Source organism: Streptomyces sp. NPDC007088 (assembly GCF_042869355.1).
Lineage (GTDB): Bacteria > Actinomycetota > Actinomycetes > Streptomycetales > Streptomycetaceae > Streptomyces.
The window spans coordinates 122,206-142,300 of record NZ_JBIAFO010000002.1 but is presented as its reverse complement, the minus strand read 5'-3'; the positions used below and the strand labels follow the sequence as shown (position 1 = coordinate 142,300).

The window sequence follows — 20,095 nt, the reverse complement described above, 5'->3', positions numbered from 1 at the left end:
GCCCCGGCGAAGGCGGTGGAACGGCCCGGCGAAGGGGGTGGAACGGCCCGGCGACGCGGGCGGTACGAGGCCCGGAACCCGGCCGGAACTCGCGTACCTTATGGGCGTGGCTGAGGCATCTCCTTCCGTTCCCCCGTCCCGCGCCCCGCGCCCCGGACGCCGTCGGCTGCTGCGTGCCGGAAGCGGTCTGGCGGTGTTGTGCGCGCTCGGCGGGTACGCCGTCGTGCAGTACACGACCGGCGACCACTCCGCGCACGGCTGCCGGGTGGTGTCCGCGAACGGCGACGGCGAGACCTACGAGTTCGGCGCGGACCAGGCGGTGAACGCGGCGACCATCTCGGCGGTGGGCACCTCGCGGGGGCTGCCCGAGCGGGCGGTGACCATCGCGCTGGCCACCGCCCTGCAGGAGTCGGGGCTGCGCAACATCGGTTACGGGGACCGGGATTCGCTGGGCCTGTTCCAGCAGCGGCCCTCCCAGGGCTGGGGCACGCGGACGCAGGTCATGGACCCGGTGTACGCCGCGAACCAGTTCTACGCGCGGCTCGTGAAGGTGCCGCGCTACACGAGTCTGCCGCTGACCGAGGCGGCGCAGCGCGTGCAGCGTTCGGCCTTCCCCGACGCCTACGCGAAGCACGAGCCGGACGCCTCGCTGCTGTCGGCCGCGCTCACCGGCCGGGCCGCCGCCGCGCTGACCTGCGCGGGCACGGTACCGCCCGGCCACGGGGACCCGGCCCGGGTGCGCGCGGCGCTGGCACGGGCCTTCGGCCGGGCCGTGCTGCCGGGCGGCCCGGGGAAGGACGCGAAGCAGTCCCCCGCGCCCACCCCTCCGGGCTCCCCGCACGGCGCGGTCGTGGACGTACCGGCACGGGCCTCCGGCGCGAGCGCGGTGGCGGCGCCTCTCGCCCCGCCGCAGGCCGCGCGGGCCGGGCGGGCGGCGGTGCGCGGCTCCGGTGCCCTCGCCGGCGCCCCGGCGGCTGTGGGCCCCGCAGCGGCCGGCGCGGTCCCGGCGTCCGCCCCGGGAAGCGGCCGCGGGACGGTGCGCGTGCCGGTCGCCGAGCCGCGCGGGGCACGGGCGGCGGGCGAGGAGCGGCGGGGCTGGGAACTCGCCCAGTGGGCGGTGGCGCACGCCTCGGTGCTGCGTATCTCCGAGGTGTCCTACGCCGGCCGCTCCTGGACCTCGCGCGACGCGGGCCACAACTGGCACCGGGCGGCGCGGGGGGCACGGGGCGCGAGCGCGGGCCGGGACACGACCGGGGACGCGAAGAACCCCGGGGGAACGCCGGGCGAGGCCGCGCGGGAGACGGCGGACGTCCGCATCGTCACCGCGCCCTGAGAGGGTGTCAGGGGGGCGTTGCCCGGGGTCGCGACGGCCGGCGGGGAGCGCCCTCAGGGCGGGGCCCCACACCGCGTTGCCGCAGCGCCCCCTTCCCCGGGCTCTTCCACGTCGTTCGGGCGGGGAGACCTCGGCCGCGCCGCTCCGGCGCCCCGCGACGCACCGCGCCCGCCCCCGCGACCCGCCCGGCCCCGACCCCCGGACACCCCCCGGACGCACTGATCCGTGGCGCCGTCCACACGGTGAGGGGACGTCCGCGCCTCACCGGCCCCGGGAGCCCCCCGCGGCGCGTGCTGCTCAGGAGTGCGGCGCCTCACCCGTACGAAGGACGTACGAAGGACGTGCGGGGCGGCGTGCGGGCGTGGCACAGGGGCGCACCGGGCGCCGTGCGCCGGGTGCGGCCGGGGCCCGGTGGCAGGGGAGAAAGCCCTGGCGGCGCGGCGTTCCGGGCCGCGGCGGCGGGCGGCGCGCGCGGCGTCTCGCGCCACCTTCCGGCCGTTTCCCCCCGAGACCGATAATGCGACGCATTACCAATTCTTTACTTTGCGTCACCGCAACCTTCGGGTGCTTCGAGCGGTAGTCAGGGCGTCCGAGGGCCGCCGCGGCCCCGACGCCCCACCGTTCTTCCGCCGAAGGAGCATCATGTCCCTCCCCCTGACCCGCCGGATCGCCAGTGCCGCCCTGCTGATCGCCGCCGGTGCCGCACCCGTGATCGGTGCGGCCGGCACCGCGAGCGCCGCCGATCTGCCCCTGGGCGGTCTCGGTCTGGACGGCAAGGCGGTCGCCAAGACGCTGGACGGCGCCACGAAGAGCGTCGCCAAGACCGGCAACAAGACCGTCAAGGAGGCCGCGCCCGAGGTCAAGAAGCTGGTCGGGCACGCCGGCAAGTCGGCCACCCCGGCCACCAGCCACACCACCGGCGACCTGGCGAGCTCCGCGGGTTCCGCGGTGGGCGGCGTGACCGGCGGCAAGGGCGGGCTGACCCACGGCCTGTCCAACAACCTCTCGACCAACGACCTGCCGCTGGTCGGCTGACCTTCCGCGCCGATGCGGCGACCGGCCGGCGCCGGTGGCCGGGACAGCGGGGTCACCCAAGCACCGAGGGGCCCGGGGAGCACGAACTCCCCGGGCCCCTCGGCCTGTGCGACGGCCGCGGCCGGCCGTGCGACCGTCCGAGCCGTCCGGCAGGCCAGGTGTTCAGGCGTTGAGCCCGCTCAGGCGTTGAGCCGGCGTACCGCCGCCTCGACGCGCTCGTCCGTCGCGGTCAGGCCGATCCGTACGTGCCGTTCGCCGGCCACCCCGTAGAAGTCGCCGGGTGCCACGAGGACGCCGAGGCCGGCGAGGTGGGCGACGGTGTCCCAGCAGGACTCCTCGCGGCTCGCCCACAGGTAGAGGCTGGCCTCGCTGTGCTCGATGCGGAAGCCGTGGCCGAGCAGGGCCGCGCGCAGGGCGGCGCGGCGGGCCGCGTAGCGCTCGCGCTGTACGTGGACGTGGGTCTCGTCGCCCAGGGCGGCGACGGTGGCCGCCTGCACGGGCGCCGGGATCATCATGCCGCCGTGCTTGCGGATCTGGAGGAGTTCGCCGAGCACCCCGGCGTCGCCCGCGACGAAGGCGGAGCGGTAGCCGGCCAGGTTGGAGCGCTTGGACAGCGAGTGGACGGCGACCAGGCCCTCGTGGGAGCCGCCGCACACGTCGGGGTGCAGGACCGAGACGGGCTCGGCCTCCCAGCCCAGTTCGAGGTAGCACTCGTCGCTCAGGACCAGGACGCCGTGCTCGCGGGCCCAGGCCACGACGCGGGTCAGCTCCTCCTTGGAGAGGACCTGTCCGGTCGGGTTGGAGGGCGAGTTGAGCCACAGGAGCCGGAGCCCGGCCGGGTCCAGCTCGGTCGGGTCGTCGTAGACCTCGTACCCGGCGCGGGCGAGGCGTGCGCCCACCTCGTACGTCGGGTAGGCCAGGCGCGGGTAGGCGACCCGGTCGCCGGGGCCGAGACCGAGCTGGGTGGGCACCCAGGCGACGAACTCCTTGGAGCCGACCACGGGCAGCACGTTGCGGTGGGTCAGCCCGCGCGCGCCCAGGCGCCGTTCGCACCACCCCACGAGGGCGTCCCGCAGCTCGGGGGTGCCCCACACGGTCGGGTAGCCCGGGGAGTCGGAGGCGGCCACCAGGGCCTTCTGGACCAGCTCGGGCACCGGGTCGACGGGGGTGCCCACGGAGAGGTCGACGATGCCCCCGGGGTGGGCGGCGGCCGTCTTCTTGTAGGGCTCCAGCTTGTCCCAGGGGAAGACCGGCAGGAGGTCGGAGACAGACACGGTTGCTCTTTTCACGCGCTGCGGACGGGGTTCGGGGGCTGGGGAGGGCGCGGGGCGCTCCGGCCGGGGAGGGCCCCGACGCACAGGTCCCGCCGGTGCGTGGGCACGGGCGGGACCGGGTGCGGCGACGGGCGGCCGGGGCCTGACCGGGCGGGCTTCGCGGGTCAGGTCCTGCCGCCGTGGGTCACTGGTTCTGCGGCGGCAGTTCGGCGACGAACGGGTGGTCGCGCTCGATCAGGCCCAGTTTGCTGGCACCGCCGGGCGAGCCCAGCTCGTCGAAGAACTCGACGTTCGCCTTGTAGTAGTCCTTCCACTCCTCGGGAGTGTCGTCCTCGTAGAAGATCGCCTCGACCGGGCACACCGGCTCGCAGGCACCGCAGTCGACGCACTCATCCGGGTGGATGTAGAGGGAACGCTTTCCCTCGTAGATGCAGTCGACCGGACACTCCTCGATGCACGCCTTGTCCTTGACGTCGACACAAGGCTGCGCGATGACGTAGGTCACGCTGTCGTTCCTCCTCGATAGGGCGCTGGCGGGCCGTCTACAGGCTCCCGCCGCCTGGCGCGCGGGAGCGCGGCGTCGTCGATGCCCGCCCCTAGTATCTCCGGTCGGGGTCAGGATCCGAACAGGAGGGGTTGAAGAAGCAGTGGAATTCGCCGCAGGTGGACGTCTCGAAGTCCGTATCGACGCCTCTGACGTGGGCAAACGCGTCTCAGTACGCAGCCTGGCCGAGGCCGCGTACGGGGGTGCGAAGTTCACCGACACGGTGGGCATTCTCACATCATGGGACGAGGAAGGTCTGCTGATCACCCGCAGGTCGGGGGAGCGCGTCCGGATCGCGGCACAGGCGCTGGTCGCCGGGAAGACGGTTCCGGCGGCACCCGCGCGGCGCCGGGGCCCGGCCGCGTCCTTCGAGGAGCTGGCCCGCGCCGGGGCGCGGTCCTGGCAGCCGGTGGAGAGCGAGACGCTGGGCGGGTGGACGCTGCGCGCGGCGGCCGGGGAGGCGGACGCCGGGGGGCGCCGCAGGGGCTTCACGCGCCGCGCCAACTCACTGCTGCCGCTGGGCGAGCCGGGGCTGCCGCTCGACGCGGCGCTGGGCCACGTCGTGCGCTGGTACGGGGAGCGGGGGCTGCCCGCGTACGCGCAGGTCGCGACGGGCGCGGAGGGTACGCAGGAGGTGCTGGGCGCCGCGCTCGCCGACCGGGGCTGGGTCCCCGAGGTGTCGGCGCGGGTGCTGACGGGGGCGCTCGCCCCGCTCGCCGACCGGGAGGCGGGGGGTGTGCGGCTTTCCCGCACGACGGACCCGCGGTGGCTCTCGCTCTACAACCGCTCGGGCGCGCGGCCCGCTCCCGAGGCGGTCGCGGTGCTGGAGAGCGGCCCCTCGACGTGGTTCGCGACCGTGGACGGGGCGGCCGACGAGGCGGGGGGCGAAGGGGCGGACGGCGCGCCGCACGCGATCGGCCGGTGCGTCGTGGACGGCCGCTGGGCGGGTTTCTCGGCGGTGGAGGTCTCCCCCGCGCACCGCCGCCGGGGCCTCGCGACCCGGGTCGTGGCGGCGCTCGCCGGGCGTGCTCTGGCCGAGGGGGCCTCGGCGGCCTGGCTCCAGGTGGAGAGCGACAACGCGGGGGCGCTCGCGCTGTACGAGCGGCTGGGCTTCTCGACGCATCACCACTACCAGCACTACCGGTACGGGGCCACGGGATGAGGCGGGAGGAGCGCCGGGAGCGGTTCGCGGCCCAGGCCCGCGCCGGGCGGCCGGACCTGGCGCGGCTGTGCCTGCTGATCGGCGCGGAGGCCGACGAGGACCTGGACGAGGCCGCCCTGGACGCCGCCGAGATGGAACTCGACCGGCTGGCCGGGCAGTTGCCGTACCGTCCGGGCGGCCCCGAAGAGTGGGCGGAGGCGCTGCGCGAGCTGCTGGGGGTCCGGGAGGGCTTCCACGGCCTGCCGAAGGACTACGAGCGGCTGGGCTCCTCGCTGCTGCCGGTCGTGCTGCGCCGGCGCCGGGGGCTGCCGATCCTGCTGTCGGTGGTGTGGATCGAGGTGGCGCGGCGGGCCGGGGCCCCGGCGTACGGGGTGGCGCTGCCCGGCCATTTCGTGGTGGGGCTCGGTACGCCGGGCGCCGGGCAGGTCCTGGTGGACCCCTTCGACGGCGGGCGCCCGCTGTCGGGGCGGGAGGCCGGGGACCTCGTGGAGCGGACGACGGGCGGGCCCCTGGAGCCGGAGCGGCTGCGGCCGGCCGAGCCGCTGGAGGTCGTCCGGCGGGTGCTGAACAACATCTCGGCCTGGGCGGCGGCCCGCCCGGAGCGCGCCGAGGTGGCGCTGTGGGCGGTGGAGTTGTCGCTGCTGCTGCCCTCGCACCCGGCCGAGTTGCGGTACGAACGGGCGCGACTGCTGGTGCGGCGCGGCGACTTCCTGACCGGGGCAGCCGAACTGGAGGCGTACGCCGAGGTCGTGGAGGCGCTGTCCCCGGACAGCGCCGCGCGGCTGCGGGACCAGGCCCGCGCCGCCCGCGCCCGGCTGAACTGACGGCCGCCCGCGCGGGGCTGGACTGGCGGCCGCCCGCGCAGGGCTGAAGGTCCCGGCCGCGCCGGGGCACGGCTGAGCCGGTTCGCGCGGCGCGGTGTTCAGGCGGCGGCGGGCTCCTCGGGGCGTCCGGCGTCCAGCGGGAAGTGGCAGGCGACCTGATGGGCGGAGCCCCTCGGGGTGCTGACGGGTGGTTCGACGCGGGCGCACACGTCCTGGGCGAGCGGGCAGCGGGTGCGGAAGCGGCAGCCGGAGGGCGGGTCGGCGGCCGAGGGGGTCTCGCCCTTGAGGGGGGTGCGGTCGGGGTGCGCGGCCTTCTCGGGGTCGGGTTCGTTGACGGTGTCGAGCAGCCCCCGGGTGTAGGGGTGCAGCGGGGCGGCGAAGACCTGTTCGGCGGGGCCGCTCTCGACGAGCTTGCCGAGGTACATGACGCCGACGGTGTCGGCGAGGTGGCGCACCACGGCGAGGTCGTGCGAGATGAACAGGTAGGCGAGGCCCCGTTCGCGCTGGAGTTCGCGCATGAGGTTGAGGATCTGCGCCTGCACGGACACGTCGAGCGCGGAGACCGGTTCGTCGGCGACGACGAGTTCGGGTGACAGGGTCAGCGCGCGGGCGAGACCGAGGCGCTGGCGCTGGCCGCCGGAGAACTCGTGCGGGTAGCGGTGCACGGCGCCGCGCGGCAGCCCGACGGCGTCGAGGAGTCCGGCGACGGCCTCCTCCTGGGCGGCGCGGTCGCCGACCCGCTGGATGACGAGGGGTTCGCGCAGGATCTCGCCGACCCGCATGCGGGGGTCCATCGCGGCGGTGGAGTCCTGGAACATGAGCTGGACGCGGCGCCGGTGGGCGCGGCGTCCGGCGCGGTCGAGTCCGGCGAGGTCGCGGCCGTCGAAGCGCACGGTGCCTGAGGTGGCGTCCTCCAGTCCGGCGACGATGCGGCCGAGGGTGGTCTTCCCGCAGCCGGACTCGCCGACCATGCCGTACGTCTCGCCCTTGCGCAGGCTGAGGGTGACGCCGCCGACGGCGCTCACGGTGCCCTTGCGGCGGCTGAAGGGGCCGCCCGCCAGCGGGAAGTCCTTGCGCAGGTCGTCGAGTTCGAGGAGCGGTTCGGTGGAGCGGGCGGGGCGCGGCGGGGCCGGGGGCAGGACGACGACCTCGGCGGGACCGGCGGCCTCGGGTGCGGCGGGGACGGGGTGGAAGCAGGCGAAGCGGTGGGCGGCGCCCAGCAGCGCGTCGTTCTCCAGCTCCGGTTCCGTCGTACGGCATTCCTCGGTCGCGAAGGCGCAGCGCGGGGCGAAGCGGCAGCCGGTGGGGCGCACGGTGAGGGCCGGGGGCAGTCCGGGGACGGTGTGCAGGGCGCTGTCGCGGTCGGTGGCGCGTTCGGGCAGGGCGGCGAACAGCGCCTCGGTGTAGCGGTGGCGGGGGCGGGCGAACAGGTCGCGCACCCCGGACTGTTCGGCGACCTTCCCGGCGTACATGACGGCGACCCGGTCGACGCGGCCGGCGATGACACCGAGGTCGTGGGTGACCAGGATCATCGCCATGCCGAGCCGGGAGCGCAGGTCGTCGACGAGTTCGAGGATCTGGTGCTGGGTGGTGACGTCGAGGGCGGTGGTGGGCTCGTCGGCGATCAGGAGCTTGGGTTCGCACACGAGGGCCATCGCGATGGCGACGCGCTGGCGCATGCCGCCGGAGAGCTGGTGCGGGTAGTTCTTCATGCGCTCGGCGGGCTGCGGCATGCCGACCAGGCGCAGCATCTCCTCGGCCCGCGCGCGGGCCTCGGCGCGGGTGACCTCGCGGTGCAGTACGAGGGGTTCGGCGACCTGGGCGCCGATCGTCATGGTCGGGTTGAGCGAGGTGAGCGGGTCCTGGAAGACCATGCCGATGGTGTTGCCGCGTACGTCCTGCAGGACGGGGGCGGGGGCGGCGGCGAGGTCGGTGCCGTCGAAGCGGATGTGGCCGCCGGTCACGCTGCCGCCGGACGGGAGCAGTCCGAGGACGCTCAGGGCGGTCATGGTCTTGCCGCAGCCGGACTCGCCGACGATGCCGAGGGCCTCCCCGGCGGCGAGGTCGAGGCTGACGCCGTCGAGGGCGTGGACGGTGCGCTCGCGCGAGGCGATGTCGACGCGCAGGTCCTCGATGCGGAGCAGGGGTTCGGTCATGTCGGGGTCTCTTCTCTCTTCCTCACGCCTGTTGAGCGCCTGCTGAGCGCCTGCGGACGCGGTCGCCTGGGCCCGCGCGTACGCGCTCACTTGCGCAGCCGCACTTCGAAGGCGTCCCGCAGTCCGTCGCCGATGAAGTTGAAGGCGGCGACGACCAGGACGATGGCGATGCCCGGCGGGAAGATCAGCCACCAGTAGCCGTTCTGGGTGTAGGTGAGCCCGGCGGAGAGCATCGAGCCCCAGTCGGCGGCCGGCGGCGGGATGCTCAGGCCGAGGAAGGCGAGGTAGCTGACGTAGAGGATGGCGTCGGCGATCTGGAAGGTGCTGTTGACGATCACGGTGCCGATCGCGTTGGGCACGATGTGCTTGAACACGGCGCGCGCCCCGCCGCCGCCCATCATCCGCATGGCCTGGACGTACTCGCGGTTGCGCAGGCTCAGCGCCTCGCCGCGCACGAGGCGGGCCGGGGAGAGCCAGGCGACGGCGGCGATGATCAGGATCAGTACGCCCTTGGTGGGGGTGATGATCGCGGCGACGACGACGAGCAGGAACATCGCGGGGATCGCGAGGGCGGCGTCGGTGATCCGCATCATGACGGCGTCGGTCCAGCCGCCGAAGTAACCGGCGACGGCCCCGTACACCGTGCCGAACACGGTGGCCAGGAGCCCTGCGGCGAGGCCCACTTCGAGGGAGGTGCGGCCGGCGACCATGAGGCGGCCGACCATGTCGTAGCCGAGGTCGGTGGTGCCCAGGAGGTGGGCGGCGCCCGGCCCCCGGTTGGCCTGGCCGAGGCTGGTGTGGATCTGCTCGGTGGGGTGGGTCAGCGGGCCGAGGTAGCAGAAGGCCAGCAGCAGGACGAGGACGACGACGCCGGCGAGGGCCAGCTTGTTGTCGGTGAAGACGTTGAGGGTGCGGCGGGCCAGCGAGGGCGTGGCCTGTCCGGCCTCCTCGTGCCCGGGGGCGGGAGCGGGGACGGGGGCGGTCGCGGTGCTCATGCCACGCTCCGTATCCGGGGGTCGAGGACGGCGTAGAGGATGTCGGTGACGAGGGAGCCGATGACGGTGGCGACCCCGACGACGAGGGTCACGCCGAGCAGGACGGGGAAGTCGGAGCCCTGCGCCGCGTTCCAGAACAGCAGCCCCATACCGGGGTAGTTGAACATCGACTCGACGACGAGGGCGCCGCTGAACAGCGTCGGCAGGTACAGCCCGAGGAGGGTCGCGAGCGGGATCAGCGCGTTGCGCAGGACGTGCCGGGCCATGATGCGGCGGCCGGACTGCCCCTTGGCCATCGCGGTGCGGACGTAGTCCTCGGTGAGGTTGTCGAGGACGGCGGAGCGCATGTAGCGGCTGAACATCGCGATGACGCCGAAGGCCATCGTGACGACCGGCAGGACGAGGCCGCCCACGTCGCCGAGCAGGTCGGCGACGGAGTCGCCCTGCGGCGCCTCCGCCGGGAGGATCGGGAACACCTGCGCGAACAGGATGATCATGACGAGGCCGAGGAAGAACACCGGCGTGGCGTACAGCAGGAAGGCGAGCCCGGTGAGGGCGTAGTCGCTGGCCTTCCCGCGCCGCACGGCCTGCACGAGGCCCAGCGGGACCGCGATGACCACGGCGAGCGCGGTGGAGAGCACGGTGAGCAGCAGGGTCTTGGGCAGCCGCTGCTTGAGCAGGTCGAAGACGGGCGAGTTGAGCTTGTAGGACTCGCCGAGGTCTCCGGTGACCAGCCGCTTGAGGTACATGCCGTACTGCTCGTAGAGCGGACGGTCGTAGCCCTGCTGGTGGTTGAAGTGCTGGATCTGCTCCGGGGTGCCCTTGGGGCCGAGGATCGCGCGGGCCGGTCCGCCGGGGAGCATGTGCAGCAGGACGAACACGATCACGGAGACGAGCAGCAGGACGACGAGCGCCTGGAGGAGGCGTTTGACCAGAAAGCCGGTCACTGCGCGGCTCCCTTCGGGGTGTGCGCGCCCGGGGTGCTCTTCGCGCCCTTGGCGTCCTTGACGTAGTACCAGTGCTGCGGGGCGAAGGTGACGGTCGGGTTCTGCTGGACGCCGCGCAGGTCGTTGCGGATGACCGAGACCTGATAGGCGGGGTTGGGCATCCACATGACCGGGAGCTGCTTCTGCAGGTACTCGCCGTAGGCGTGCACGGCGGTCATGTCGGGTGAGTACTGCACGGCGCGGATCAGCTGGTCGGCCTTCTTGTCGCTGTAGTTGCCGAAGTTGGCGGAGGCGCCGGTGGAGAACAGTTGCTCGCCGCTGGGGTTGAGCGGGTAGTACCAGCTTCCGGCGGTGCCGAAGAAGGACATGTCCCAGTCGCAGCCGGGGTCCTTGCGCGTACAGGGGACGGAGTTGCCGAGCACCGAGTTGAGCGGCTGCTGGCGGATGGTGAGTTCGATCCCGGCGAGGCTGAGCGAGGACTTGAGTTCCTGCATCATGTTCGTCGTCTCGGTGGACCCGGACTGCGAGAGCAGGGTGAGCTTGAGCGGGCTGTTCCGCTTGACGTCCTTGCCGCACTCGTCGGCGCCCGTCCCCGGCCGCACGCAGCGCGCGGTGCCGTCCTGGATGCGCCAGCCGTGGTCGGTGAGCAGTTTCCTGGCGGCGCCGACCGAGTACGGGTACGGGTTCTCCGCCATCCGCGGCGAGAGGTACTGGGTCTTCGGGGTGACGGGCACCGGGCCGATCGTCTCGGTCGCCGAGCCCTGCCACACCACGTCGGTCATGGCCTTCTGGTCGACGAGGTGCTGCATCGCCTGGCGGACGTAGAGCTGGTCCATGAAGGGCCCGCCCGCGGTCGAGTTGAAGTTGTAGACGATGTAGGTGGCCGCCCAGCCCTCCCACGGGTCGACGCGGTAGCCGCGGTCCTCGAAGGTCTCCTTCTGCGCCATGACGGAGGGCGGGATGTAGCCGTAGTCGACGCCGCCGGAACGCAGCACGTTGTACTCGGAGTCGGCGGTGGTGAAGGGCTTGAAGACGACCTTGTCGAGGTGCGGTCGTTCGGAGGCGGGCCCGGTGTACTTCTCGTTGCGGGCGAGGGTGACCTGTCCCCCGTCGGTCCAGCCGGCCAGCTTCCAGGGGCCGTTGACCGTCTTCCACAGCGGGTCCCGGCCGTAGCGTCCCAGGCTCTTGGCGTGCTGGGTCAGGCGCGCGAAGACGGCTTTGGCGCCCGCGGTGGTGCGGTCCCAGTCCCCGATCTCGCCGCCGTCCTTCCGGGCGTCCCAGGCGTGCTGCGGCAGGGCCCGCAGGAGGCTCAGCTGGTTGGCGGTGAACCAGTCGGGGTTGTAGGAGCGGTCGAGGTGGAGGCGCACGGTGTGCTCGTCGACGGTCTCGAAGCGCTTGACGTTGTCGGGCATGGTGCCGACCGAGTAGCTGCCCCAGTCGGCCTTGTTGGCCTTGACGAGGTGGAACCAGAACTCGATGTCCCGCGCGGTGACCGGCTTGCCGTCGGACCAGCTGACGCCCTCGCGCAGCGGGATGGTCACCGTCCGGTTCCCGTCGCTCCACCGCGGGGCGCGGCCGAGGGTGCTGGGCCCGCTCGTGGTCAGCTCGCCCTTCTCCTGGACGGCGTCGTACACCGGCATGTACAGCAGTGACTGAATCCCGTAGTTGTACGAGGCGCCGTAGCCGGGCGCGCCGATCGGGAAGATCCAGTTCGGAGTGGCGGCGGGCGGCAGCGCCATGGTCGCGGTGCCGCCCTCGACGGGGGTGCCACCGGTCGGGGCCATGTCGATCCGCCCGCCGTCCTGCGTGCAGCCGGTGACGGCCAACAGGCCCAGCGCCGCGAGCGCCGCGGGTATGAGGGCGCGGCGCCGCTTGCCGGGCCGGGTGCGCCGAGAGCGCATGTGCGGGCCTCCAGGGATGTGAGTGCCGGCCCGGATGTGCAGCCGGGGTGAAGGCTGGGTGGGCGGCGCTTGAACGCTAGGTCGCCCGTTCAAAACAAGTCAATAGCTTCGTTCGTCACAAGCAGGAAAACCGGCGTGACCTTTACTGGTTTGCGACCGTTTTGCGGCGCTTTACGCGATATGAGCAAGGGTGAACTTCGGCCAGACCCTGTTCACTTCGGACGGGACCCCCTAGTCTTCGTTGCGAATCGAAGGAAGTGACCGAAGCAACCGGCCTAAGTGCGTGGGGCCGGGGATCAGGGCGGAGCACAGTAGATGACAGCCTCAGCGGGCGGTACGGAACCGGCGGGCCGTGCGGGTCCCTCCGGTGGTGCGGGTGTGCGGGCCACGGCCGGGGAGGAACCGGGGTCGCGGCGGCACATCCTGCGGCTGGTCTCCTCGGGCCTGGCCAGCTCCCGCGCCGATCTGGTGCGCGAGCTGGGGCTCGCGGCGTCCACGGTCTCGGCCCGCGTGCAGGAACTCGTGGCGGAGGGGCTGCTCACCGAGTCCGGGGAGGGCGCCTCGCGGGGCGGCCGGCGGCCCCGGCTGCTGCGGGCCCGCGCGCTCGACGACGTGGCGCTCGCGGTGGACCTCGGGAGCCATCACGCGCGGCTGGGCGCCGTCGGCCTGGACGGCCGGGTGATCGAGGCCACGGAGCTGCCGCACGATCTGACGGCGGGCCCGGAGCCGGCCGTCGAGTGGCTGGCCGCCCAGGTCGCCGGACTCGCGGCGCGCCAGCGGGCGAGGGGACGCACGGTGCGGGGGCTGGGGGTCGCCTTCCCCGGCCCGGTCGAGGTCGGCACGGGCCGCGTGCTGAGCCCGTCCCGGATGCCGGGCTGGCACCGCCACCCGCTGCGCGCGGTGCTGGAGGAACGGCTCGGGCTGCCGGTCGCGGTCGACAACGACGCCACGATGATGGCGGTCGGGGAGCACGCGGCGGCCCGTCCGGGCCTCGACCATCTCGTGGTGGTCAAGGCGGGGCGCGGTATCGGCTGCGGGGTCATCTCGGCGGGCCGCCCGCACAGCGGGGCGACGGGTTCGGCGGGCGACATCAGCCATGTGCGGGTGGACGCGGCGCAGGACCGGCCGTGCAGCTGCGGGAACATCGGCTGCCTGGAGACGGTCGCCTCGGGCGCCGCGCTGGTGCGCGAACTGGCCCGGCAGGGCGTCGAGGTGGGCTCCACGACGGAGCTGCTGCGGCGCGTCGCGGACGGCGATCCGCAGGCCACGACGCTCGTGCGCACGGCGGGCCGGCACATCGGCTCGGTGCTGTCGGTCGTCGTCAACTTCTTCAACCCGCAGGCCGTGGTGCTCGGCGGCGCGATGGCCACGGCGGAACCGCTGGTCGCGGCGGTGCGCGGGGTGCTCTACGAGCGCTGCCTGCCGCTGGCCACCGCCGACCTGGAGATCACCACGACGGTCACCGGCGCCGACGCGGGCCTGCTCGGCGCGGGCCTGACCGTCCTGGGCCGCGACCTGCCGCCCCCGGCGGCGCCCGCCGCCGGCCCGTCCGAGGCGGCGGTACCCCACCCGTCCGCACCCTCCGCACCTTCCGAACCGTCAGAGGAGAACGCCCCCGTATGACCAGCAGCACGACCGGTACGACGAAGACCGAGCCCGCTCCCACGACGCGCAGGCTGCGCATCGGGATCGGCGGCATCGGCATCGAGTCCTCGACCTTCTGCCCGCACCGCTCCACGACCGAGGACTTCCGCCAGACGCGTGGACAGGCCCTCCTGGACCGCTACACGTGGACGCGGCCCGACGCCGACCTCGCCCGTCTGGTCGAGTGGGTGCCGCTGCTGCACGCGACCTCGCTGCCGGGCGGACCGGTGGAGGCCGAGTCGTATCTGGTCCTGAAGGACGAACTCGTCACCCGCATCCGCGAGGCGGGCCCGCTGGACGGACTCGTCTACGACATCCACGGCGCGATGAGCGTCGTGGGCCTGACCGACGCGGAGGCCGACCTGACCGAGTCGGTGCGCGCCGCGCTGGACTTCGTGGGGACGCCGGAGGGCGGGCGCCCGATGATGTCGACGGCGATGGACCTGCACGGCAACGTCTCGCGCCGCTTCGCCGAGCCGGTCGACCTGCTGACCGCGCACCGCCTCGCCCCGCACGAGGACGCCTGGGAGACCCGGGAGCGCGCCGCCCGCAACCTCGTGCGCTGTCTGCGCGAGGGCAGCCGCCCGCACCGGGCCTGGGTGCAGGTCCCGGTCCTGCTGCCGGGCGAGAAGACCTCGACCCGGCTGGAGCCGGCGAAGTCCCTGTACGCCTCGCTCGCCGGGATCGAGAAGCTGCCCGGCATCCTGGACGCGGCGATGTGGGTCGGCTACGCCTGGGCCGACGAACCGCGCTGCGAGGCGGCCATCGTGGTGACCGGCGAGGACGCCGCGCTGGCCACCGAAGAGGCTCATAAGCTGGCCCGCCGCTACTGGGAGGCGCGCCGCGACTTCGTGTTCGTGGGCCCGACGGGCACGGCCGAGGAGTGCGTGGAGCGGGCGGTGGCCTCGACGAAGCGCCCCTTCCTGATCAGCGACTCGGGCGACAACCCGACGGCGGGCGGCGCGGGCGACCTCGCGTACATGCTGGCCCGGCTGCTGGAGAACGAGGAGCTGCGCTCCGGCCGGGTCACCGCGGTGCACCCCGGCATCACGGACCCGGTGGCCGTCGCCGCGTGCTTCGCCGCCGGGGTGGGCGCCGAGGTGAGCCTGAGCGTCGGCGGCAAGGTCGACCCGCACCACGGCGGCCCCCTGGAGCTGACCGGCACGGTCGTCGCCCTCCAGACCGCCGAGGCCAAGCGCGCCGGTTCGGCGGGCGGCGCGTACGAGCGGGGCTGCGACATGGCGGCGGTGCGCTGCGGCGGGGTCACGGTGATCCTGGTCGAGCGCCGCACCCCCTTCCACACCCTGGCCGACTTCACGGGCCCGGCCGAGGGGGGCCTGGGCATCGACCCGCGCACCTTCGATCTGGTCGTCGTCAAGATCGGCTACCTGGAACCCGAGCTGTACGACATGGCCGCCGACTGGCTCCTGGCCCTGACCCCCGGCGGCGTCGACCAGGACCTCCTGCGCCTGGGCCACCACCGCGTGGTCCGCCCGCTGTACCCCTTCGACGAGGACGCGTACGAGGACGGCGCGGGCCCGGAGCTGAAGCCGGTGGTGCTGGGGCGCGGCTGAGCGGGCGGCACGGAGGGGCGGTGACGGGTACGGGGGCCTGTCACCGCCGTTCCCCGCCGGGGCGGCGGGAGTGCCGCCCGGCAGGCGGGGAAGACACCCCCTCATGAGGACGAGGGAAGCGGCCGAGGTACTGAAGCTCTCCTACGAGGCGTTCGCGCGGGTCGTGCGCTCGCTCGACGAGGACGCCTCCTGGGCGCCGAGCGGCTGCACCGGCTGGGCGGTGCGCGATCTCGTCTTCCACTGCCTGATGGACGCCCAGCGCGGCCTGGTCGCCCTGCACACCCCGGCCCGGGGCCCGGTGGACCGTGACGCGGTGACGTACTGGGCTGACTCGCGGCCCGGCACGGACGGAGCGGCGAACGGGCGCCGCTACGCGCGGGTGTGCGCGGGCATGTTCCGCGAGTTCGACCAGTTGCGGGGGCTGTACCTGGAGACGGCGGCGGCCACGGTCGTCGCCGCGGGAAGGGCCGAGCCGGACCGCCTCGTGGGGACCCAGGGACACGTACTGAGCGCGAGTGACCTGCTGGAGACCCTCACCGTCGAGGCCACGGTGCACCACCTCGACCTCGTGGCCCCTCTGCCGGACGCGCCCGGCCCCTCGGACGCGGGTCTCGCCCGCGTCCGGACCGTGCTGGACGGGCTGCTGGGCCATCCTGTGCCCCTGCCGTGGAGCGACGAGCACTACGCGCGCGCCGCGACCGGCCGGCTGTCGCTCAGCCCCGAGGAACGCGAACTGCTCGGCGCCGACGCCGACCGGTTCCCTGTGTTCGGCTGAGGTCCGGCCGCACCGGCGCGGCCCCCGCTCCCGGGTCGGCCCGGTCTCGCCGGGGTCACAACCACCCCTTCTCGCGCGCGATCCGTACCGCCTCCGCGCGGTTGCGGGCGGCGAGCTTCTGGATCGCGGTGGAGAGGTAGTTGCGGACGGTGCCGTGGGACAGGTGCAGGAGTGCGGCGAGTTCCGCGTTGCCCGCTCCGTCGGCCGCCGCGCGCAGCACCTCGGCCTCGCGCGGGGTCAGCGGGTTCGCGCCCTCGGCGAGGGCGGCGGCGGCCAGGGCGGGGTCGATGACCCGCTCCCCCGCGAGCACCTTGCGTACGGCCTTCGCGAGCTGGGCGGCGGGCGCGTCCTTGACCAGGAAGGCGTCCGCGCCGGCCTCCATGGCGCGGCGCAGGTAGCCGGGCCGGCCGAAGGTGGTGAGGACGAGGACGCGCACGCCGGGCAGCGCGCCACGCAGTTGGCCGGCCGCCTCGATGCCGGTCATGCCGGGCATCTCGATGTCGAGCAGGGCGACGTCCACGGCGTGCTCCCGCGCGGCGGCCAGCACCTCGTCGCCGCGCGCGGCCTGCGCGACGACCTCCATGTCCGGTTCGAGGCCGAGCAGCGCGGCCAGCGCCTCGCGCACCATCGCCTGGTCCTCGGCGAGCAGCAGGCGGATCGGGGGCTCAGCGGATGCGGCCGTCATGGCGTCGAGCCTAGAGGTACCCGGGCCGTCAGCAGGAACCCCTGCGCCGAGCGGGCGCCGAGGCGGGGCCCGGCGGGGCGGGCCGGGCCCGATTCGAGGGTGCCGCCGGTCTGGTCGAGGCGTTCGGCCAGGCCGGTCAGTCCGTTGCCGTGGGGCGCGGTCCCCGGCCCCCGGCCGTCGTCCTCGACGCGCAGTTCCAGGTACGGCCCGTCCAGGCTGTGCCGCGCGGCGAGGGTCACGAGGCAGCGGCCGGCACCGCTGTGCCGTACGACGTTGGTGACCGCCTCGCGCAGCACCCACGCGAGGGCCGCCTCCCGCTCCCCGTCGAGCCGCCCGTCGCCGTCCGGCAGCGGCACGTCGAGCGGGACCTCCGGGGTGATCCCGGCGGCGCGCAGCGCGACGGCGGCCCCGGCGAGTTCGTCGCGCAGGGTGGGTCTGCGGTATCCGCTCACCGCCTCCCGGACGTCCGCGAGGGACTGCCGGCTGACCTGCTCGATCTCGCGGATCTGCTGGGCCGCGGCCTCCGGGCGGACGTCGATCATGCGGCCGGCGAGTTCGCTCTTGAGGGTGATGAGGGACAGGGAGTGGCCGAGCAGGTCGTGCAGGTCGCGGGCGAGCCGCAGCCGTTCCTCGTTGGCGGCGAGCTGGGCGACGGTCGCCCGCGCCCGCCGCAACTCCACCGTCGTCCGCACGAGGACGCGTACCCCGGTCATCGCGAAGCCGCCCAGCAGGGTCGGGACGACCAGCCCGGCGTCGGGGCGGGCGCCGGTCGCCGTCGGCAGGACGACGCCGAGCGCGGCCGTCACGAGCACCGCGACCCGCGCCTGGCCCAGCGGCAGCGCCGCGCCGCAGGACACCGCGAGGTACACGAGCAGCACGAGCCAGGACTCGCCGAGCGTCAGCGGGAGCAGCACCGCGAGGACGCACACGCCCGCGAGCAGAAACAAGGTGCGGCCCGTGGCCGGGGGCTTCGTCGTGTTGCGGGCGACGAGAGCGAGGTAGAGGCCGACGAACGCGAGCAGTCCGGCCCAGCCGCCGAGCAGCGCCCAGCCGGTGTGGTCCCCGGTGAGCAGGTCGGAGAACGGGTCGGCGAGGAAGACCAGCCAGATGACGACCCACAGCCACCGGCCGGGGACTTCGCTCCGGTCGCGCGGCAGGCGGCCCAGCAGCGCCGAGGGGCCGGCCGTCGGGAGCAGGGCCGCCGGCCGGCGCAGCGCGGCGCCGGCGCGGGCCGCGAGCCGGCGCCCGGGGCGGGACGGCCCGGAGGGGCCCGCCCCGGGCGCCGGGGAGCTGGAGGCGTTCACGCCTTCAGGGTGTCCTTCCGGTAGAGGCGGGCGGCGCCCGCGACGAAGACCAGCAGGTAGGCGAGGAGGACCAGGACGTCCCTCAGATGCGGGGCGCCGCCCGCCTCCACGGCCTGTCCCAGCGCCGCGTACGCCCGGGTCGGCATCCAGTCCGCGATGTCCTGGAGCCAGTGCGGGAAGTTGGTGCTCGGCAGCCACAGACCGCCCAGCATCGACAGCCCGAAGTAGATCAGCATGGTGAGCGGGCGCACCGCGTCCCCGGTGGCGAGGTAGCCGACGGCGACGCCGAGCGCGGCGAACACGAGGCTGCCGGCCCAGATCAGCCCGAGCAGCGCGAGCCACTGCCAGGCGTCGAGACGTACGCCCTTGACGGTCGCGCCGACGACGAGGACCACGAGGATCGAGGGCAGGCTCACGACGGCGGCCGAGGCCATCTTGCCGAGGACGTAGCCGTGTCCGGGCAGCGCGGTGAGCCGCAACTGCCGCACCCAGCCCTTCTCGCGCTCCTTGGCGATCTGTTCGCTGTTGCCGACCAGTACGGCGGTGAGCGCCCCGAAGGAGGCCATGGACACCATGAAGTAGGCGGGCAGCCCGAGCCCCGAGTCCCCCACCGTGACGTCCTCACCCTGTCCGGCGGTGATCACCAGGAACAGCCCGGCCGGGTAGACGAGCGAGAAGAACAGGAACTTCTTGTTGCGCAGGGCGCGGGTGACCTCCAGGCGCACGAGGGCGGTGGTCCGGGAGAGGGCCCCGGTGGCGCGCGGGCGCGGGGCGGCGCCGCTTTCCGGGCGCCCGGCCTCGCCACCGGCGGTGACCGCCTCCGTGCCGGGGTGCTCCGTGCCGAGTTCGTCGGTGCTCATACGGTCGTGGCCTCCTCGGCCGAGGTGATCGCGACGAAGGCCTGCTCCAGTCCGAGCCCGGCCACTTCGAGGTTGCGCGGGTAGACCGTCCCGAGGGCGTACAGCGCGTGGACGGTCGCGTCGGCGTCCCGCGACTGGATGCGCACCGAGCGGCCGGAGACGTCGAGGGACACGAGTTCCGGCAGGCCGCGCAGGCCGGCCACGGTCTCCTCGTTCGCGGGTTCCGCGAGGTCGAAGCCGATCCGGCGGGCCCCGGCCCTGGCCTTGATCTCGGCGGCGGTGCCGTCGGCGATCAGCCGGCCCCGGTGCAGGACGAGGACCCGGTCGGCGATCGCGTCGGCCTCCTCCAGGTAGTGCGTGGCGAACAGCACGGTGCGGCCCTCGTCGGCCTGCTGCCGCATCGTCGCCCAGAACGCCTGCCGGGCGCTCACGTCCATGCCGGTCGTCGGCTCGTCGAGTACGAGGAGGTCGCAGGCCCCCGCCGTGGCGAGCGCGAACCGCACGCGCTGCTCCTGGCCGCCGGAGAGCTTGTTGACCTTCTGGCCGGCGATGCGGGTGATCCCGGCGGCGGCCATGACGTCGGCGACGGGGTACGGACGCGGGTGCAGGTCGACGGCGAGTCTCACGAGTTCGCGCACCGTCACCTCGTCCATCAGCCCGCCGCTCTGCAGCATCGCGCCGACCCCGCCCCGCGCGACGGCCGAAGCGGGGTCGGTGCCCAGCACCCGGACGGTGCCGCCGTCCGGGCGGCGCAGGCCCAGCAGCAGGTCGAGGGTCGAGGACTTGCCGGCGCCGTTCGGCCCGAGCAGGGCCACGGTCTGGCCCGGGTACAGGTCGAGGCTGAGCCCGGACACGGCCCGGACCTCGCCGTAGCTCTTGGTCACCTGATCGAAACGCACGACGGGGTCGGGCTGCCGCGCTCCGGCGGTCGTAGCGGTCGTTTCCTTCATGTCCACGAGAGTGCCTGCCGCCGGGGCCGGCCGGGCAGTGCCGCACGTCGTGGAACCGCGATGACAGATGTCATGGGTGAGGGGGGGTGGACAGTACGGGCGAGGGCCCCGGCGGTCGCCGGGGCCCTGGGC

The 20,095-nt window shown here is 74.2% G+C and carries 17 protein-coding genes; 7 read left to right on the top strand and 10 right to left on the bottom strand.

Annotated elements, in window-relative coordinates:
* Positions 1 to 100 precede the first annotated feature (100 nt).
* Both ACFYMP_RS03730 and ACFYMP_RS03725 read left to right on the top strand, forming a co-directional pair.
* The gene (locus tag ACFYMP_RS03730; protein ID WP_388849959.1) at positions 101 to 1,333 is read left to right on the top strand and encodes a hypothetical protein; all 1,233 of its coding nucleotides are present in this window, start codon (positions 101 to 103) and stop codon (positions 1,331 to 1,333) included.
* A 642-nt stretch (positions 1,334 to 1,975) separates the two neighbouring features.
* On the top strand, positions 1,976 to 2,368 hold the full coding sequence (locus ACFYMP_RS03725; RefSeq protein ID WP_388849955.1) for a hypothetical protein: 393 nt from the start codon (positions 1,976 to 1,978) through the stop codon (positions 2,366 to 2,368).
* 179 nt (positions 2,369 to 2,547) lie between these two features.
* Here ACFYMP_RS03725 and dapC read toward each other — a convergent pair whose 3' ends face one another.
* A complete protein-coding gene (gene dapC, locus ACFYMP_RS03720; RefSeq protein WP_388849952.1) occupies positions 2,548 to 3,642 on the bottom strand; it encodes a succinyldiaminopimelate transaminase in 1,095 nt (364 codons plus the stop codon).
* Positions 3,643 to 3,826: 184 nt separating this feature from the next.
* A complete protein-coding gene (gene fdxA / locus ACFYMP_RS03715) occupies positions 3,827 to 4,147 on the bottom strand; it encodes a ferredoxin (protein ID WP_363148595.1) in 321 nt (106 codons plus the stop codon).
* A 142-nt stretch (positions 4,148 to 4,289) separates the two neighbouring features.
* Between fdxA and ACFYMP_RS03710 the strand changes: the two genes are divergently transcribed.
* Both ACFYMP_RS03710 and ACFYMP_RS03705 read left to right on the top strand, forming a co-directional pair.
* Entirely contained in the window at positions 4,290 to 5,348 is a 1,059-nt protein-coding gene (locus ACFYMP_RS03710; RefSeq protein WP_388849947.1) for a GNAT family N-acetyltransferase, read from the top strand.
* Positions 5,345 to 6,172 carry a SirB1 family protein gene (locus ACFYMP_RS03705; protein WP_388849944.1) on the top strand — a complete coding sequence of 276 codons (828 nt, stop codon included), beginning with the start codon at positions 5,345 to 5,347 and terminating at the stop codon, positions 6,170 to 6,172. The genes ACFYMP_RS03710 and ACFYMP_RS03705 overlap by 4 nt, the downstream gene beginning before the upstream one ends.
* A gap of 98 nt (positions 6,173 to 6,270) precedes the next feature.
* Here ACFYMP_RS03705 and ACFYMP_RS03700 read toward each other — a convergent pair whose 3' ends face one another.
* The 4 genes from ACFYMP_RS03700 to ACFYMP_RS03685 form a co-directional block, all read right to left on the bottom strand.
* Positions 6,271 to 8,328, bottom strand: coding sequence for a dipeptide ABC transporter ATP-binding protein (locus ACFYMP_RS03700; protein ID WP_388849941.1), 2,058 nt, complete (start codon positions 8,326 to 8,328; stop codon positions 6,271 to 6,273).
* An 86-nt stretch (positions 8,329 to 8,414) separates the two neighbouring features.
* On the bottom strand, positions 8,415 to 9,323 hold the full coding sequence (locus ACFYMP_RS03695; protein WP_388849938.1) for an ABC transporter permease: 909 nt from the start codon (positions 9,321 to 9,323) through the stop codon (positions 8,415 to 8,417).
* Positions 9,320 to 10,270, bottom strand: a complete 951-nt coding sequence (locus ACFYMP_RS03690; RefSeq protein ID WP_388849935.1) for an ABC transporter permease — start codon at positions 10,268 to 10,270, stop codon at positions 9,320 to 9,322. Before ACFYMP_RS03690 ends, ACFYMP_RS03695 begins: the two co-directional genes overlap by 4 nt.
* Complete coding sequence (locus tag ACFYMP_RS03685) at positions 10,267 to 12,171, bottom strand: peptide ABC transporter substrate-binding protein (RefSeq protein ID WP_388849932.1); 1,905 nt, start codon at positions 12,169 to 12,171, stop codon at positions 10,267 to 10,269. The genes ACFYMP_RS03690 and ACFYMP_RS03685 overlap by 4 nt, the downstream gene beginning before the upstream one ends.
* 315 nt (positions 12,172 to 12,486) lie before the next feature.
* Here ACFYMP_RS03685 and ACFYMP_RS03680 point away from each other — a divergent pair, with 315 nt between their 5' ends.
* From ACFYMP_RS03680 to ACFYMP_RS03670, 3 genes are all read left to right on the top strand, one after another.
* Positions 12,487 to 13,794 (top strand): ROK family protein, encoded by a 1,308-nt coding sequence (locus ACFYMP_RS03680; RefSeq protein ID WP_388849928.1) that lies wholly within the window; start codon positions 12,487 to 12,489, stop codon positions 13,792 to 13,794.
* Positions 13,791 to 15,389 (top strand): M81 family metallopeptidase, encoded by a 1,599-nt coding sequence (locus ACFYMP_RS03675; RefSeq protein WP_388849925.1) that lies wholly within the window; start codon positions 13,791 to 13,793, stop codon positions 15,387 to 15,389. The genes ACFYMP_RS03680 and ACFYMP_RS03675 overlap by 4 nt, the downstream gene beginning before the upstream one ends.
* Before the next feature lie 103 nt (positions 15,390 to 15,492).
* Positions 15,493 to 16,164: a maleylpyruvate isomerase N-terminal domain-containing protein gene (locus ACFYMP_RS03670; protein WP_388849922.1), complete on the top strand. Its 672-nt coding sequence runs from the start codon at positions 15,493 to 15,495 to the stop codon at positions 16,162 to 16,164.
* A 55-nt stretch (positions 16,165 to 16,219) separates the two neighbouring features.
* Here the strand turns inward: ACFYMP_RS03670 and ACFYMP_RS03665 are convergent, their stop codons facing one another.
* The 4 genes from ACFYMP_RS03665 to ACFYMP_RS03650 all read right to left on the bottom strand — a co-directional run bounded on the left by ACFYMP_RS03665 (position 16,220) and on the right by ACFYMP_RS03650 (position 19,963).
* A complete protein-coding gene (locus tag ACFYMP_RS03665; protein ID WP_388849919.1) occupies positions 16,220 to 16,849 on the bottom strand; it encodes a response regulator transcription factor in 630 nt (209 codons plus the stop codon).
* Complete coding sequence (locus ACFYMP_RS03660; RefSeq protein ID WP_388850968.1) at positions 16,846 to 18,063, bottom strand: histidine kinase; 1,218 nt, start codon at positions 18,061 to 18,063, stop codon at positions 16,846 to 16,848. The genes ACFYMP_RS03665 and ACFYMP_RS03660 overlap by 4 nt, the downstream gene beginning before the upstream one ends.
* 86 nt (positions 18,064 to 18,149) lie before the next feature.
* Positions 18,150 to 19,013 carry an ABC transporter permease gene (locus ACFYMP_RS03655; protein WP_388849916.1) on the bottom strand — a complete coding sequence of 288 codons (864 nt, stop codon included), beginning with the start codon at positions 19,011 to 19,013 and terminating at the stop codon, positions 18,150 to 18,152.
* Entirely contained in the window at positions 19,010 to 19,963 is a 954-nt protein-coding gene (locus ACFYMP_RS03650) for an ABC transporter ATP-binding protein (RefSeq protein WP_388849913.1), read from the bottom strand. Before ACFYMP_RS03650 ends, ACFYMP_RS03655 begins: the two co-directional genes overlap by 4 nt.
* Between the last annotated feature and the right edge of the window lie 132 nt (positions 19,964 to 20,095).